Source organism: Companilactobacillus sp. (genome assembly GCF_022484265.1).
Lineage (GTDB): Bacteria > Bacillota > Bacilli > Lactobacillales > Lactobacillaceae > Companilactobacillus.
This window is the reverse complement of record NZ_JAKVLR010000001.1, coordinates 1-14,927: the sequence shown is the minus strand read 5'-3', so window position 1 is coordinate 14,927 and position 14,927 is coordinate 1. Positions and strand designations below refer to the sequence as shown.

At 40.1% G+C, this 14,927-nt stretch carries 10 protein-coding genes, 2 tRNA genes, 2 rRNA genes and 1 riboswitch; of the genes, 2 read left to right on the top strand and 12 right to left on the bottom strand.

What is annotated here, in order from left to right; genetic code table 11:
- Positions 1 to 14: 14 nt before the first annotated feature.
- The 8 genes from LKF16_RS00070 to lysA are packed head-to-tail and all read right to left on the bottom strand — an operon-like array spanning position 15 to position 8,521.
- On the bottom strand, positions 15 to 1,211 hold the full coding sequence (locus tag LKF16_RS00070) for an aminotransferase class I/II-fold pyridoxal phosphate-dependent enzyme (RefSeq protein ID WP_291471762.1): 1,197 nt from the start codon (positions 1,209 to 1,211) through the stop codon (positions 15 to 17).
- 39 nt (positions 1,212 to 1,250) lie between these two features.
- Positions 1,251 to 2,435, bottom strand: a complete 1,185-nt coding sequence (locus LKF16_RS00065; RefSeq protein ID WP_291471761.1) for an aminotransferase class I/II-fold pyridoxal phosphate-dependent enzyme — start codon at positions 2,433 to 2,435, stop codon at positions 1,251 to 1,253.
- Between the two features lie 19 nt (positions 2,436 to 2,454).
- The gene (locus tag LKF16_RS00060; RefSeq protein ID WP_291471759.1) at positions 2,455 to 3,657 is read right to left on the bottom strand and encodes an aminotransferase class I/II-fold pyridoxal phosphate-dependent enzyme; all 1,203 of its coding nucleotides are present in this window, start codon (positions 3,655 to 3,657) and stop codon (positions 2,455 to 2,457) included.
- A gap of 17 nt (positions 3,658 to 3,674) precedes the next feature.
- A complete protein-coding gene (gene dapB / locus LKF16_RS00055; RefSeq protein ID WP_291471757.1) occupies positions 3,675 to 4,451 on the bottom strand; it encodes a 4-hydroxy-tetrahydrodipicolinate reductase in 777 nt (258 codons plus the stop codon).
- Positions 4,448 to 5,335: a 4-hydroxy-tetrahydrodipicolinate synthase gene (dapA, locus tag LKF16_RS00050; RefSeq protein ID WP_291471756.1), complete on the bottom strand. Its 888-nt coding sequence runs from the start codon at positions 5,333 to 5,335 to the stop codon at positions 4,448 to 4,450. The genes dapB and dapA overlap by 4 nt, the downstream gene beginning before the upstream one ends.
- Before the next feature lie 11 nt (positions 5,336 to 5,346).
- Positions 5,347 to 6,495, bottom strand: coding sequence for an N-acetyldiaminopimelate deacetylase (locus LKF16_RS00045; protein WP_291471755.1), 1,149 nt, complete (start codon positions 6,493 to 6,495; stop codon positions 5,347 to 5,349).
- A gap of 2 nt (positions 6,496 to 6,497) precedes the next feature.
- Complete coding sequence (gene dapD, locus LKF16_RS00040) at positions 6,498 to 7,202, bottom strand: 2,3,4,5-tetrahydropyridine-2,6-dicarboxylate N-acetyltransferase (RefSeq protein ID WP_291471754.1); 705 nt, start codon at positions 7,200 to 7,202, stop codon at positions 6,498 to 6,500.
- Positions 7,203 to 7,219: 17 nt separating this feature from the next.
- Complete coding sequence (gene lysA, locus LKF16_RS00035) at positions 7,220 to 8,521, bottom strand: diaminopimelate decarboxylase (RefSeq protein ID WP_291471752.1); 1,302 nt, start codon at positions 8,519 to 8,521, stop codon at positions 7,220 to 7,222.
- A gap of 104 nt (positions 8,522 to 8,625) precedes the next feature.
- Positions 8,626 to 8,807: riboswitch (Lysine riboswitch) on the bottom strand.
- A gap of 163 nt (positions 8,808 to 8,970) precedes the next feature.
- Between lysA and LKF16_RS00030 the strand changes: the two genes are divergently transcribed.
- Positions 8,971 to 10,344: an aspartate kinase gene (locus tag LKF16_RS00030; protein WP_291471750.1), complete on the top strand. Its 1,374-nt coding sequence runs from the start codon at positions 8,971 to 8,973 to the stop codon at positions 10,342 to 10,344.
- Between the two features lie 2 nt (positions 10,345 to 10,346).
- Entirely contained in the window at positions 10,347 to 11,324 is a 978-nt protein-coding gene (dapF, locus tag LKF16_RS00025) for a diaminopimelate epimerase (RefSeq protein WP_291471748.1), read from the top strand.
- A gap of 197 nt (positions 11,325 to 11,521) precedes the next feature.
- Here the strand turns inward: dapF and LKF16_RS00020 are convergent.
- The 4 genes from LKF16_RS00020 to LKF16_RS00005 form a co-directional block, all read right to left on the bottom strand.
- A tRNA-Ser gene (locus LKF16_RS00020) sits at positions 11,522 to 11,612 on the bottom strand.
- 15 nt (positions 11,613 to 11,627) lie between these two features.
- Positions 11,628 to 11,700 (bottom strand) — tRNA-Asn (locus LKF16_RS00015).
- 11 nt (positions 11,701 to 11,711) lie between these two features.
- Positions 11,712 to 11,828, bottom strand: a 5S ribosomal RNA gene (rrf, locus tag LKF16_RS00010).
- A 75-nt stretch (positions 11,829 to 11,903) separates the two neighbouring features.
- Positions 11,904 to 14,821, bottom strand: a 23S ribosomal RNA gene (locus tag LKF16_RS00005).
- Between the last annotated feature and the right edge of the window lie 106 nt (positions 14,822 to 14,927).

Sequence of the window (14,927 nt, the reverse complement as noted above, 5' to 3'; positions counted from 1 at the left end):
TTTATACTTTTGTCTTAGACTTCTGCTTTTAAGTTTTCTGTGAATACACGAAGACGTTTCATAGCTTCTTCGATATCTTCCATTGATGATGCATAAGACATTCTGAAGTGACCTTCGCCACCCTCGCCAAAGGCAACGCCTGGAGTAACGCCGACTTTACCTTCTTCGGCTAATTTTTCAGCAAATTCAACTGAACTTAGTCCAAATTCGGCTGGAATTTCTGAGAATGTATAAAAAGCACCTTGTGGCATGATTGTCTTATAACCAATATCGTTTAATTGAGCCACGATATAATCACGACGTTTTTGATAAATATCTCTCATTTCTAGTGGGTCATCGATACCATTAGTTAATGCTTCTTGAGCGGCGTATTGAGCTGGGTTTGATGGACATGTAACAGTATAGGCATGCATCTTTCCGGCATTTTCAACGAAGTCTGCAGGTGCAGCAACATAACCAATTCTGTATCCTGTCATAGCATGTGATTTTGACAAACCATTAACTAAAATAGTTTTTCCAGGTAGTAGTTGTGTCATTGAAGTATGTTTTACACCATAGGTTAATTCAGCATAAATCTCATCAGTAATGATGTACATTGACTTGTCTTTGATCACATCGACGATCTCTTGTAGTTGATCCTTACTGTATTCAAATCCAGTTGGATTTCCAGGGAAGTTCAAAATCATAGCTTTGACCTTATCTTCACCCTCACGGTCGATAACTTCTTGGAGCTTCTTACCAGTTAATTGGAAGCCATCTGGTGTAGTGTCAACTTGAACAGGAATTCCGCCAAGTACTTTGATGATTGGAATATAAAGTGCAAATGTAGGTGTTGGGACAATAACCTTGTCGCCAGGGTTAATGATTGCAGCTAATGAAACGAAAATTGCCTCAGTTCCACCAATCGTGACAATAATTTCTGATTCTGGGTCATAGTTAACGTCGAAACGTTTATTCAGATATCCAGAAATAGCTTTACGTAATCCTAAGGTTCCTCTTTGTGCAGAATAGTGCGAATCGTTGTCTTCAATACTCTTGATGGCAGCTTGTTTGACGTGTTCTGGAACATTGAAATCAGGTTCTCCTAAGGTCAACTTGATCAACCCAGGAATCTTAGCAAATTTTTGGGCAAAGTATCTAATCTGTGAAATACCCATTGGGGCAATTGTTTCGTTTACAACGTTTTTTACGGTTGGGTCTAACTTTGGCATGTAATTGTATCTCCTATTAAAAAATTTTTCTTGTATAAATTATGATAATGATTCAGTAAATTTAGCGAGGCGTTTGATACCTTCTTTAATATTATCCATTGAGGTTGCATATGAAATTCTGAAGAAACCTTCACCAGCGTCACCGAAGGCATCGCCAGGGACAACCCCAACTAGTGCTTCTTTAGCCAGACGACGACAGAATGTGTCTGAAGATAAATTGAATTTAGCAGGGATCTTAGGGAAGACATAGAATGCACCGTCAGGTTCGACAGTTTCGTAGCCCAATTTATTCAATTCAGCCACGATATAATCACGACGTTCTTGATAAACTTTACGCATTTCGATAGGATCATCCAAACCATTTGCTAATGCTTCTTGAGCAGCATATTGAGCTGGATTTGAAGGACAAGTAACAGTAAATGAATGCACTTTTGCAGCTTCATCAACAAATTGCTTTGGAGCAGCAATATAACCAATCCGATATCCTGTCATGGCATGGGACTTCGATAAACCATTGATCAAGATAGTTTGACCAGGCAATACGCTAGCAAATGAAGTATGTTTTTCACCGTAAACTAATTGACTATAAATTTCATCTGAAATAACTAGCAGCGGTGTATCTCTAATGGCGTCTGCTAAAGCTTCAACTTCAGCCTTAGTATAAACAACGCCGGTTGGATTACATGGATAGTTGATGATAACTGCTTTAGCGCCTTTACCTTCGTTAGCCAAAACTTCTTTCAGATGTTCAGGAGTTAACTTGAAATCGTCTTTTGAAGTATCCACTTCAATAGGTGTACCACCAAGGATCTTAACGTCATCCATATAGATTGAAAAAGCTGGTGTTGGGATCAAGATCTTATCGCCAGGATTAATGATCGTGTATAGAGAAGTATAAATAGCTTCTGTAGCACCGATTGTTACAATTACTTCAGTTTCAGGATCATAGTGAACATCATAATCTTTAGCAAGGTAATTGCTGATGGCTTTTCTCAAACCAGGAATACCTTTTTGTGGTGTGTAATGTGATTCGTTGTCTTCAATACTCTTTACTGCAGCATCTTTAACGTGATCAGGTACATTAAAATCTGGTTCCCCTAAGGTAAGTTTAACAATTCCAGGAATTCCGGCAATTTCTGAATTGAACATCAGAATTTTGTCATCCCCGATTGGTTTAACTAATTTATTTTCAATATTTGCAACACTCTTCGATAATTCTGGCATCTCTGTCACCCCTCAATAATTAATTAACTGATTCCTTCTCAAAGTCTTCAGTAAATTTTTTGATTCTCTTCACAGCCTCTTTTAAGTCATCAAGTGGAACGGCATATGAAATTCTAAAATAATTATCTCCACCCTTACCAAAAATACTACCAGGAATTACTCCCACGCGAGCATCTTTTGCTAATTTTCTGGCAAAACTTTCTGAGTCCAGCCCAAATTCTTTCGGAATTCTAGGAAAGACGTAAAAAGCGCCTTGTGGATTCAATGTTTTATAACCGATCTCATTTAATTCTTTAACCAAATAATCTCGTCTTTGTTTATAGACTTTGCGAGTTTCGATTGGATCATCTAACCCATTCTCCAAAGCTTCTTGAGCTCCAAATTGAGCTGGGTTAGAAGCTGCTGTGGTAGTAAATGCATGCAACTTATCAGCTTCAGCTACAAAAGCTGCCGGAGCCGCAATGTAGCCAATTCGATAACCTGTCATGGAATGAGATTTAGAAACGCCATTGATCAAAATCGTTTGTTCAGGCAAAACATTAGCAAATGACACATGCTTGACGTCATAAACTAACTCGCTATAAATTTCGTCGCAGATGACGTAAATCCCCTTGCCTGAAACAACTTTAGCAAGTTCCTCAATTTCAGACTTATCATAAGCCACGCCAGTAGGGTTGCTTGGAAAGTTTAAGATAATTGCCTTGATCGTATCTTCGCCTTCATCAGCAATTACTTTCTGTAACTTTTGACTGCTTAATTTAAAGTCATTGTCTGTAACATCAACTTCAATCGGGATTCCTCCCAAAGCTTTAACAGTTGAAGCATAAAATGAAAAGGCCGGCGTCGGAATGATCACCTTGTCGCCAACGTTAATTATTGATGCAACAGAAACATAAATTGCCTCGGTTGCTCCAACAGTAACGATGATTTCAGATTCCGGATCATAAGTTAGATCATAGCGAGAACTTAAATAATTGCTGATGGCTTTTCTCAGTCCATCGAACCCCTTTTGAGGAGAATAGTGTGAATAGTTATCCTCAATACTTTTCTCGGCAGCCTTTTTAACATGTTCAGGTGTATTAAAATCCGGTTCGCCGACAACTAATTTAATTGTCCCAGGATATTTGGAAAACTCTTCATTAAAAAGCCTGATCTTGTTGTTCCCGATTGTTTTTAAAAATTTATTCTCAACATTTTGTAAACTCTTTGCTAGTTCTGGCATGTGGCTTCACCCGCTTATTAAATGATTTTTTCTAAGCCAACGATTAATTCGTCACGTTTCATGACTTCAGTGATGGCTATCCGGACGCCCTTCATAAATGAAGCACGATCGGTAGTACTCTGTTTAATCGTGAGTGTTTCACCCGCTCCGCCAAAGATAACTTCTTCATCAGCAATAAATCCAGGTAATCGGACTGCATGAATCTTGATTCCATGATAGTCGCCACCACGAGCACCAATTTTATCTTGCTCGTTTGGATTATTGTCTTGATCTTTTCCTTGAACATCATAGATAAGTTTGGCTGTATTCATGGCTGTACCAGATGGTGCATCCAATTTATCTTCGTGATGATATTCCATGATCTCTGAATGATCAAAATACTTAGCAGCAACTTGGGCAAATTTCATCATCAAGACTGCAGATACCCCAAAGTTGGAGGCAATAATGCCACCAACTTTTTTACTATCAGCTAATGATTTTAATTCAGCAATTTGATCTTCACTCATACCACTAGTACCAATGACTGGACGAATACCATGTTCAATTGCAAACTTCGTATTTTCAAAAACTGCCGTTGGAATACTGAAATCGATCCAAATATCGGCATCAATATCAATTTGCGACAAATCATTAAATACTTTGACTGAACTGTCCAAGTAATAGTCTGATGGATCAAGACTTTTGACGATTGGGTTAAATGCTCCGACTAATTGTAGGTCATTCTCCCCGTTGATCATGGCCAAAACTTTTTGACCCATGGAACCTGTAAATCCTGAAACGATTGCTTTTATCACGACTTTGCCTCCTCTAAATCTAATGCGTTGTACAACTTTGCCTTTTCAGAATCGTTCAATGGAACGATTGGCAAACGTGTAACACCCACATTATAACCTTGGTCATTCAAAACGGCCTTGATTGGTGATGGAGATGGATACATGAAGCATGCTGCCATCTTAGGTGTTAGAAATCTTTGTAATGCTCCGGCACCTTTATAATCGCCATTTTCTAGCTTAGAAAACATTTCTGACATTTCCTTGCCAAATAGATGCGATGCAACCGAAATCACGCCGTTAGCGCCGATAACCTTAGCAAATAATGCTTGAGCATCCTCACCGCTGTATACCAAGAAGTCGTCTGAAGTATTTTCAACGATATATTGAAGATCTGCCATGGTATTGCATTGCTTTACGCCATCAATGTGCGGATACTTGGACAATTCAACAACTGTTTCCTTTTCCATCAAAACTCCTGTACGGCCAGGAATGTTATAGATCACAATTGGCATATCTGTAGCATCAGCAACAGCTTCAAAGTGAGCCTTCATCCCTCTTTGATTAGGCTTGTTGTAATAAGGAACAACTACTAACGCCATATCGATACCATTGATCTTCGATAATTTTTGGACGAAATCAATTGTCCCTTGGGTGTTGTTGCTGCCTGCTCCAGCGATAATTGGAACACGTCCGTCAACAATTTCAGCAAATCTAGTATAAAGCGTTAACTTTTCTTCTTCAGTTAAGGTTGGAGTTTCACCAGTAGTACCACCAATGACAAAACCTTTGGTTCCAGTATCCAACAAATGATTGGTCAACTTTTCCAATGCTTGATAATTGATTTCGGTTCCTTCGTCATTAAACGGAGTAATAATAGCTGTTATTAAATCTGCATTTTCAAACATAATATTCTCCTTTACATACTCATTCGATAATTTAAAAATCCTTTAAAGGCTTCTACGCCATCAATAATTGCTTCTTCATGTGGTAAAAAGTCGACAGAATGCAAAGCACCTGGACTAGCAACTCCGAGCCAAAACATTGTTCCGGGAATCTTCGATAGTAAATATCCGAAATCTTCACCAGTCATTGCAGGTTCAGTTTCTTGAAATTTAACATTGTCAGCTTTTTGCATATAATCAATAAAATTCTTAGTTAATTCAGGATTATTTTCAACTGGATAATAGCCACCCTGATTGTATTCAACATCGATCCGGCAATTGAATGATACTTCAATGCCCTTTGCAATATCCAATACACGTTGACGGATGTATTCAATCATATCTTGCGTTAAACCTCTGATGGTTCCTTCGATTCTTGCCTTACCGGCAATGACGTTTCTGATCGTTCCAGCTTGAAGCTTACCAAAAGTAATGACCCCACATTTAACTGGGTCGATACTTCTGGAAATAACAGTTTGCACTTGTTCGATAAAACTAGCTGCAATAACAACCGCATCATTAGCTTTATGTGGATAAGCTGCATGGCCACTCATTCCATGGATCGTCACGTTAACTTCTGTAGTTCCAGCAAAGAGCGTGCCATTTCGACAACCGATAATTCCCGTTCCTAGATCGGCATTATCATGCAATCCATAAAATTCATCAGGTTTCAAATCACCTGAGAATAATCCGAGATCATAAGCTTGTTTTCCGCCACTTTCGGCCTCTTCAGCAGGTTGGAAGAAAAACACTAAGTTATCAGTTGGTTGATTTTCCGCGAAATAACTGATCAATCCTAAAGCAACTGTCATATGCAAGTCGTGGCCGCAAGCATGCATTACGCCAGGATGAACTGAACGATAATACAAATCGTTAGTTTCGGTTACTGGTAAAGCATCCATATCAGCACGATATCCAATTGTACGTTTAGGATTGCTACCATCAATATGAACAAAGAGTGCCGTTGGCAGTTCTTTAAATTCATGAATTTGTAAAAAGTCTTGTGGAAATTCACTTATTTTATTTTTTAAATATTCATGCGTTTCAGTTTCTTTTAATGCTAATTCGGGAATCTTGTGTAAGTCTCGACGAATGTTGATTAACTCTTCTGCAGATAAACTCATAATTATAATTTCCTCAATGTATCTTCAATGTGCGTTTTGTCAGTGGTCTTTTGATCCTTTGTTTTAATAACTTTAGCAGGAACTCCAACCACAACTTCGTTAGCAGCAACATCTTTAGTTACAACAGCACCCGCACCAACAACTGCATTATCGCCAACTTGAACACCTTCAAGTACAACTGCATTTGCTCCTACTGTGACGTTATTGCCAATTCTTACTGGATCGGCTGAAGCAGGTTCGATCACACCGGCTAGGACTGAATTTGCACCGATATGAGAATTTTCACCGACGATTGCTCGTCCACCCAAAACAGCACCCATGTCGATCATGGTACCCTTACCGATTTCAGCACCGATATTAATAACTGCGCCCATCATCACAACTGCATTATCGCCGATTTCAACTTGATCACGAATGATTGCACCAGGTTCGATTCTGGCATTGATATGTTTGATATCCAATAAAGGAACAGCTGAGTTTTGAGCCGAAGTTTCTAAGTAATAATCTTCAACTGCTGAATTTTTTAACAAAGGTTCAATTTCTTTGTAGTCACCGAACAACATTCCAAATGAATCGGTCGAAAAATCTTGAACAGATTCTGGAATATCTAATTTCGAAATATCTCCTTTGATATAAGCCTTAACAGGTGTTTGTTTTTTTGAGTTACCAATAAAATTAATAATTTCTTCTGCATTCATCTTGCTCATTGTAATTCCTCCACTTTTTAAATGTAGCTTTGATCTAATCTAACTAAATCTTCATATGATTCACGTTTTACAACTAATTTATCCTTGCCATTTTCAACAAATACTACTGCCGGACGAGGATTGCGATTATAATTCGAAGCCATTGAATATCCGTAGGCTCCAGTATCTAGCATTGCGATGACATCCCCTGGCTCTACCTTTGGTAAAGCTTGGCGGTCGATCAAAATATCTCCGGACTCGCAATACTTACCAGCGATGTGGTCTTCTTCTTCAATATCAGCATTCATCTTATTGGCAACGACAGCCTCATATTTGGCTTGGTATAAAGCTGGTCTGATATTGTCTCCCATACCACCGTCAACATTAACGTATGATAAAAGACCAGGAATATCTTTTCTTGAGCCAACCGTGTATAGGTTAAAGCCGGCAGGTCCTACAATGGAACGACCAGGTTCGATCCAGATCTCAGGAAAATCTAAACTCTTTGATTTAGTTTCTTCCTTTATAGTGGAAATAATCTTATCAATAAATACGTTTGCACCAATTGGCTCATCTTCGTCAGTGTAGCTGATTCCGAACCCGCCACCAAGATTTAAGATTTGCGGAGTGTAATCATATTCATTTTTAAAATCAGCTGAGATATCAACTAATTTTTTTGCTAAAGCGGTGAAACCATCCACTCCAAAAATTTGTGATCCGATATGTGCATGAATACCTATCAAGTTCATCTGAGGAATTGCTAAAACTTGTTCCAAAGCTTCTTTATGTTGATCAGATTGAACGTCAAATCCAAATTTACTATCAACTTGACCAGTTTGAATGTACTCATGTGTATGAGCTGAAATTCCTGGTGTCAGTCTTAACATAACATTGATGTTAGTATCTTTTTCTTCCAAAATTTCTTTCAAAAGTTTGATTTCATAAAAATTATCTAAAATGATCACGCCGATATGATTATCGACTGCCATTTCCAATTCTTGTCTCGATTTGTTGTTGCCATGAAAGCTGATTTTATTTGCAGGAAAACCAGCTTGTAAGGCTGTATAAAGTTCTCCACCTGAAACAACGTCTGTATGCAGCTCTTCCTGTTTCAAAACTTGATACATAGCAACGGTAGCGAAAGCTTTGCTGGCATAACTAATTTCATACTTGACTCCACTATCTTCAAAGCTTTGTTTAAATTGACCGATAGTCTTGCGGATCTGTTCAACATCGTAAACTACTAATGGAGTTCCGTATTTGTGGGCTAATTCAACTGAATCAACTCCCCCAAGAATCAAATGCCCATTACTATCTGAATTCAATTCACTACTGATCATAAATTTAATCTACCTTTCATTTTTGAATAAAGGGATAAAAAAAGATCCCTTTGCTTACATTAAACAAAGAGATCCAAGAATCGTTAATTTATTCTGCATCATAATTGTCGTAAGCGCACCGTAGCCGACATTTTTGCTACGACAGTCCGTATCCTCTTGTTAACACGTCCCAGCGCACTAAGTTCTGCATAGCCTAGCGCTTCGGCAACATCCCCTTTAAACAAGTTCTCAGTTCATACAGGAACTCCCTTGCGTACTAATGTCAGTTGCAACCTCTATTCATTTGTTGATTTAAACATTATAACAAGTCTAATAATTCGTCAAGTGTAAATCACTAAAAACACTCGGTTTTCTAACTTTTAAAAGTATTTACTTGATTTAATGCATAAAACTGCTAAAGTTTTATTAAAAACATATTAATTTTCTAAATTAATCTTGAGGTGATTTTTGTGAAAGTAGTTAAGTTTGGTGGCAGTTCTCTCGCCACTGGGGAGCAATTTAATAAGGTCGTAAGTATTATTGATGACGATTCAGATAGAAAGGTCGTTGTAACTTCTGCTCCTGGAAAAAGATTCGATGGTGACGTCAAAGTAACTGATCTATTGATTAAATATGCAGAAGCAGTTTTAGATAAAAAAGAATATAGCGATATCGTTAATGATATCCTATCTCGATACGCAGAGATCAGCGACTATTTCGAGTTAGATGATAGTACCATTGATTCAATAAAACAAAAATTAGACTCGCTTGCTACTACTAAGTTTTCAGATGATGATCACCTCATGGCAGCATTTAAGGCTCATGGCGAATATCTCAATGCAATTTTATTAGCTGCAGTTTTAAACAGTGAAGGAATCAAAGCTAAATTTCTCGATCCTAAAGACGCTGGATTTTTAGTGGGCGGAGAACCTAACAATGCTGACGTACTAGAAGATACTTATTTGAATCTCAGCAAATATAAATTCGGCGATGAACGTATTGTCTTTCCAGGATTTTTTGGATACAGCGAAAATGGTTCCATCTATACCTTTACACGTGGTGGATCAGATATCACAGGTGCAATTCTCAGTCGTGGATTCAAGGCTGATCTCTACGAAAACTTTACTGATGTTGATGCGATTTACGTAGCAAACAATCACGTTGTCAAAGACCCAGTTGCTATTCAAAAGATGTCTTATCGTGAAATGCGAGAATTATCTTATGCAGGATTCTCAGTCTTTCAAGATGAAGCAATTATCCCAGCAGTCCAAGGACAAGTGCCAGTCAATGTTAAAAACACTAACAACCCTAGTGCACCTGGTACTCTGATTGTTCCTGAACAATTCTTATTCAATCCTGCCAATCCAATTACAGGTATTGCAAGTTCTAAACGTTTTTCAGCGCTTTATTTACACCGTTACTTGCTAAATAAAGAAGTTGGCTTCACTTTACAACTCTTAAAGATCTTTTATCGTTATGGAATTTCATATGAACATATGCCTTCCGGTATCGATGACTTAACAATTATCTTCGATAGGAGTAAATTATCTAAGACAACAATAAAGAATTTATGCAATGATATTAAAGAAACGCTTAATCCTGACTATATGGAATGGATCGATGATTACGCAATCATTATGGTTGTCGGTGAAGGTATCGCCCATACTGTTGATACTATGGGTAAGATCATTGATTCATTAACGCAAAACAATATTGCCATTCATATGATCAACCAAGGTGCTTCCAGAATTTCGATCATGATCGGTACCAGATTAAAAGATGCCGATAAAGCGGTTCGCCATATCTACGATACATTCTTCAATAATGACGATGATGAGGTATAACAATGGTTCAATTACTCAAGGTACACGGTTCTGAAAATCAATTTTTTATCTTCGACCAAACACAACTAAATCAACAACTAACTGATGAAGAACTCAGTAAGCTTGGTATTAAACTCTGTGATCCCAAAAATAACATTTTAAACGGAGCAGATGGAGTTCTCGTGGTAAATGACGCAACCGACAATGCATTAGCTCAAATGCGAGTGATCAATGCTGACGGCAGCGAAGCTAAGATGTGTGGCAACGGCTTAAGAACAGTTAGTCGCTATCTCTCTGAAAAATTCAACGAGACTGACTTTAATATTCAGACAATTGGTGCAGACTTAGAAGTAAAGAAATCAGCAGATTTGGCTGATGGCGTTCCAGCATTTAGCGTTCAGATCAAACCCATTTCTTTTGCAGCTAAAGACTTACCTTTCTCTTACCAGAATATGTCAGAAATGATCAATGAAAAAGTTCCAGAATTTTTACCTGCTCAAACATTTACCTCAATTGCGGTTCCCAATCCACATTTGATAAGTTTCCTTGATAAGATCAACGAGAAGGAATTAGGACAATTAGGTAAATACCTTAACTCACCTAATGAATACTTCCCTGAAGGCGTAAATGTGAGTTTTGCTGAGATTCTAGGTAAGAACAAATTGTTCGTTCAAACCTACGAGCGTGGTGTTGGCTTTACCAATGCTTGCGGTACAGGTATGTCAGCAACTAGTCTAGCATTTGCAATGCTCCATCCGAATGATTTTGATGAGACGAAAGATATCTCAGTATATAACCCAGGCGGAATGGTAAAAACTCACGTTACACTTGAAAACACTAAGGAAGAAGCCAATATTCATTTAATTGGAAATGCTACTTTTACAGATACACTTGATATATCCGAAGCTGATTTTCATAAGTTAGATTTTGATAAGTTTGACATCAAGTCAACCGGAGAAGAAGCCAAGTATCAAGCATTTGTAGATGCTTTTGTAAAATAAAAAAAGGTTCGGTCCACTGAATTAAATCAGTTGGATCGAACCTTTTTTACTACCATAATTTAAGCATACTAACCTTCTATAAGAACAATGAATAATCATACAGTTACATCTTTACCATAAACACAAAAGAAGCTCGTTAAACTTAATTAACGGGCTTCTTTTGGGAATAGTTTCTGATGTTTTAAATATTTCTGTAACGGAGAATGTGGGGTTCGAACCCACGATACAGGTTAATACCCGTATACATGATTTCCAATCATGCTCCTTCAACCACTCGGACAATTCTCCAGAAATAAAAAAAAACTCCGGTTGTCAGACTCGAACTGACGACAACCTGATTAACAGTCAGGTGCTCTACCAACTGAGCTAAACCGGAATTAAAACCAAGCGTGGCAACTACCTATCCTCGCGGGTAGTTTCCCACCAACTACTTTCGGCGTGAAGAAGCTTAACTTCTGTGTTCGGCATGGGAACAGGTGTATCCTTCTTGCTATCGCCACCACACTTTGGTGTTCCCTCGTACCTTCAAAACTAGATATTAATTATAATGATTAAACAAACTCTTACTTACTGCTGACTGCGGTTAAGTCCTCGATCTATTAGTACTGCTCAGCTCCAAGTATCACTACTCTTCCACCCGCAGCCTATCTACGTCATATTCTTTAACGGATCTTACTTCCTTAACGGAATGGGAAATCTCATCTCGAGGGGGGCTTCACACTTAGATGCTTTCAGCGTTTATCCCGTCCATACGTAGCTACCCAGCGATGCTCTTGGCAGAACAACTGGTACACCAGAGGTATGTCCATCCCGGTCCTCTCGTACTAAGGACAGCTCCTCTCAAATTTCCTACGCCCGCGACGGATAGGGACCGAACTGTCTCACGACGTTCTGAACCCAGCTCGCGTACCGCTTTAATGGGCGAACAGCCCAACCCTTGGGACCGACTACAGCCCCAGGATGCGATGAGCCGACATCGAGGTGCCAAACCTCCCCGTCGATGTGAACTCTTGGGGGAGATAAGCCTGTTATCCCCAGGGTAGCTTTTATCCGTTGAGCGATGGCCCTTCCATTCGGTACCACCGGATCACTAACTCCGACTTTCGTCCCTGCTCGACTTGTCAGTCTCGCAGTCAAGCTCGCTTATACGTTTACACTCTGCGAATGATTTCCAACCATTCTGAGCGAACCTTTGAGCGCCTCCGTTACTTTTTAGGAGGCGACCGCCCCAGTCAAACTGCCCACCAGACACTGTCCCTCACCACGATTATTGGTGTAGGTTAGAGCCTTCATATAACAAGGGTAGTATCCCACCAACGCCTCCTTCGAAACTAGCGTTCCGAATTCAATGGCTCCTACCTATCCTGTACATGTCACACAAAAACTCAATATCAAGCTACAGTAAAGCTCCATGGGGTCTTTCCGTCCTGTCGCGGGTAACCCGCATCTTCACGGGTATTATAATTTCACCGAGTCTCTCGTTGAGACAGTGCCCAAATCATTACGCCTTTCGTGCGGGTCGGAACTTACCCGACAAGGAATTTCGCTACCTTAGGACCGTTATAGTTACGGCCGCCGTTTACTGGGGCTTCAATTCTCAGCTTCGCATAAGCTAACTGATCCTCTTAACCTTCCAGCACCGGGCAGGCGTCAGCCCATATACGTCATCTTACGATTTAGCATAGACCTGTGTTTTTGATAAACAGTTGTTTGGGCCTATTCACTGCGGCTGGCTGTTACACCAGCACCCCTTCTCCCGAAGTTACGGGGTCATTTTGCCGAGTTCCTTAACGAGAGTTCACTCGCTGACCTTAGGATTCTCTCCTCGACTACCTGTGTCGGTTTGCGGTACGGGTAGTTTATATCTAACTAGAAACTTTTCTCGGCAGTGTGAGTTATTGTGCTTCGCTACTTAAATTTCGCTCCTCATCACAGATTGTCCTTATAGGTAAAAGCATTTGACTCTTTCCAAGACTTTCTGCTTGAACATACTTTTCCAGCCGTATGCACACATCATCCTCCTGCGTCCTTCCATCGTTCAAACAATATAAACTAGTACAGGAATCTCAACCTGTTTTCCATCGATTACACCTCTCGGTCTCATCTTAGGTCCCGACTAACCCTGGGAGGACGAGCCTTCCCCAGGAAACCTTAGTCTTTCGGCCGATCAGATTCTCACTGATCTTTCGCTACTCATACCGGCATTCTCACTTCTAAGAACTCCACTGCTCCTCACGGTACAGCTTCAATGCTCTTACAACGCTCTCCTACCACGTATCTTACGATACATCCACAGTTTCGGTATCATGCTTAGCCCCGGTACATTTTCGGCGCAGAATCACTCGACTAGTGAGCTATTACGCACTCTTTGAATGAATGGCTGCTTCTAAGCCAACATCCTAGTTGTCTGTGCATTTCCACATCCTTTTCCACTTAGCATGAATTTTGGGACCTTAACTGGTGATCTGGGCTGTTTCCCTTTCGACGATGGATCTTATCACTCACCGTCTGACTCCCGGGTATAGATCTATGGCATTCGGAGTTTATCTGAATTCAGTAACCCAAGACGGGCCCCTAGTCCAAACAGTGCTCTACCTCCACGATCCTTTTCCCCGAGGCTAACCCTAAAGCTATTTCGGAGAGAACCAGCTATCTCCAAGTTCGTTTGGAATTTCACCGCTACCCACACCTCATCCCAGCATTTTTCAACATACATGGGTTCGGTCCTCCAATGCGTTTTACCGCATCTTCAACCTGGACATGGGTAGGTCACTTGGTTTCGGGTCTACATCAACATACTTAGTCGCCCTATTCAGACTCGCTTTCGCTCCGGCTCCGACTCTTCATCTTAACCTTGCATGTTAACGTAACTCGCCGGTTCATTCTACAAAAGGCACGCCATCACCCCTTAACGGGCTTTGACTACTTGTAGGCACACGGTTTCAGGATCTATTTCACTCCCCTTCCGGGGTTCTTTTCACCTTTCCCTCACGGTACTGGTTCACTATCGGTCACTAGGGAGTATTTAGCCTTGGGAGATGGTCCTCCCAGATTCCGACGGGGTTTCTCGTGTCCCGCCGTACTCAGGATACTGATTGGAGTGGTTCGGATTTCATTTACGAGGCTTTCACTCTCTTTGGCTCAGCTTTCCAACTGATTCTACTATCCTTGCCTTTTGTTCTCACTACATCAGTCCTACAACCCCAAAGAGCAAGCTCTCTGGTTTGGGCTGTTCCCGTTTCGCTCGCCGCTACTCAGGGAATCGATTTTTCTTTCTCTTCCTGCAACTACTTAGATGTTTCAGTTCATTGCGTCTTCCTCTTACAAGCTATGTATTCACTTGCAAGTAATCATCCATTACGATGATTGGGTTCCCCCATTCGGAAATCCCCGGATCATAGCTTACTTACAGCTCCCCGAGGCGTATCGTCGTTAGTTACGTCCTTCTTCGGCTCCTAGTGCCTAGGCATCCACCGTGCGCCCTTTATAACTTAACCTTAAATTACAAAGGTAATTCTTTTTTGACAGATTTTACTCTGTCCGCAGTTTTCGGTGTTTCTTTAATTCATTATTTCTTAATATCCAGTTTTCAAGGTACGAGGT